Raw genomic sequence first — 1,601 nt, forward strand, 5'->3', positions numbered from 1 at the left:
GTAAGCGTAAAATAAAACCATGGATACTCCCACCTGCCAAGATATGAGATAATCATCATAACGAAACGGGAGAAATTAGATAAATTCGAGTCTGATCTAAATTGTCTAATTTCTCTAATTTATCCCATATTTCAGTAGGAGATGATCCCCACGAATACACGCGTAACAGCTCAACAGATACGACGGCAACACTGGACAAAAATCGTTCAGGAGCGACATGAAAGCGGTTTAACGGTCCGCGAGTATTGCCAAACTCATGGAATTCGCGAAAAACAATATTACTACTGGCAACACAAACTCCGCGTAGAATATGCTACGCAAATGGTAGAAGAACACGCCGCAACGGTAACGGACACGACACCTGTGTTGGTGCCTTTGGCTCAGCCAATAGCACCGGGCGATCCCATCAGACTCACCATTGGCAACTGCACATTGGAAGTAACTGAAACTACGTCACAAACCGTACTGCTGAAAACCTTGCAGGTCCTGCAGCAGATGCAAGATTAGTCATGGATCTGCAGTTATCAGCCAGTCAGGTCTTTATCGCCTGTGGCTATACGGATATGAGGAAATCCATCGATGGTCTCGCGGCCCTCGTGCAACTGCAGTTCCAGATGAATCCCTTCCAGCAGACCTTGTTTCTCTTCTGCGGCCGCCGCAGGGATCGTATCAAGGGGCTGCTCTGGCAGGAGGACGGCTTTGTCCTCCTGTATAAGCGCCTTGAAGACGGTCGCTTCCAGTGGCCCAAAACGCCACAGGAAGTCCGGGAAATTACGCCCCAGCAATACCGCTGGCTCATGGAAGGACTCGCCATCGATCAGCCGAAAGCCGTCCACAAAGTGGCGCCTAAACGATGCATATAATGCGAAATTGAAACGCCTGAAACCCGCATAAATAATAGGGGTTCGGGCGTTTTTTTGGTATAATAAAGGAACAAAAACCAGAAAAACGAGGTGCCTTATGTCCGACGCTCTTGAACAGGAAATGCAAAACAAAATAGATACACTCGCGGCAGAAAACGCGAGCCTGGCAGAGGAAAATGCAACGTTGAAACGCCAGGTCGCCATGTTACAGGAGCATGTCTTTGGCCAAAAAACGGAAAAGAGACAGGTTGTCCGTGAAGACGCACCAGACCAGCTGTCCCTGTTCAATGAGGCAGAAGTAGAAACCAAGAAGAATGCTGAAGAGCCCTCTATCACGGTGGGAGAACACACGCGGACCAAGAAAAAGAAAAGTTCCCGTGAAGAGCTGTTAGCGGCATTGCCGCACGAAAGGGAGCTCATCGATCTGCCGGAGGATGAAAAAGTATGCCCGGACTGTGGCAGTGAACTAAAACCAGTAGGTGAAACATATATCCGCAAAGAAGTAATCCTCATCCCTGCCAAGGTAAAGATTGTGGAATATTACCAGATTAACTACGAATGCCGGGAATGCCGAAAGGAAAAAGCACCAAAATTCATCAAGCCTGTCATGCCCCAGCCGGTCATTCCTCATTCTTTTGCATCACCGTCGGCCGTTGCACACGTCATGATGCAGAAGTACTTCTATGCAGTGCCGCTATACAGACAGGAAAAAGAATGGCAGCAACTCGGGATTTCCCT

3 protein-coding genes are annotated in these 1,601 nt (G+C 48.4%); all 3 read left to right on the top strand.

Going from position 1 to position 1,601, the window contains the following annotated elements:
• Positions 1–141: 141 nt before the first annotated feature.
• Positions 142–507 carry an IS66 family insertion sequence element accessory protein TnpA gene (tnpA, locus tag H8J70_RS12945; RefSeq protein WP_186504584.1) on the top strand — a complete coding sequence of 122 codons (366 nt, stop codon included), beginning with the start codon at positions 142–144 and terminating at the stop codon, positions 505–507.
• Positions 508–509: 2 nt separating this feature from the next.
• The gene (tnpB, locus tag H8J70_RS12320) at positions 510–863 is read left to right on the top strand and encodes an IS66 family insertion sequence element accessory protein TnpB (RefSeq protein WP_186504585.1); all 354 of its coding nucleotides are present in this window, start codon (positions 510–512) and stop codon (positions 861–863) included.
• Positions 864–960: 97 nt separating this feature from the next.
• On the top strand, positions 961–1,601 hold a 641-nt coding region (locus tag H8J70_RS12325; protein WP_186504586.1), incomplete at its 3' end, for an IS66 family transposase zinc-finger binding domain-containing protein.

This window comes from Megasphaera hominis, assembly GCF_014269395.1.
In the GTDB taxonomy this organism is placed as follows: Bacteria; Bacillota; Negativicutes; order Veillonellales; family Megasphaeraceae; genus Megasphaera; species Megasphaera hominis.

Bases quoted from the DNA above. Each gene is read 5' to 3' on its own strand.
- tnpB (WP_186504585.1), top strand. From the start codon at position 510: ATGGATCTGCAGTTATCAGCCAGTCAGGTCTTTATCGCCTGTGGCTAT.
- tnpA (WP_186504584.1), top strand. From the start codon at position 142: ATGATCCCCACGAATACACGCGTAACAGCTCAACAGATACGACGGCAA.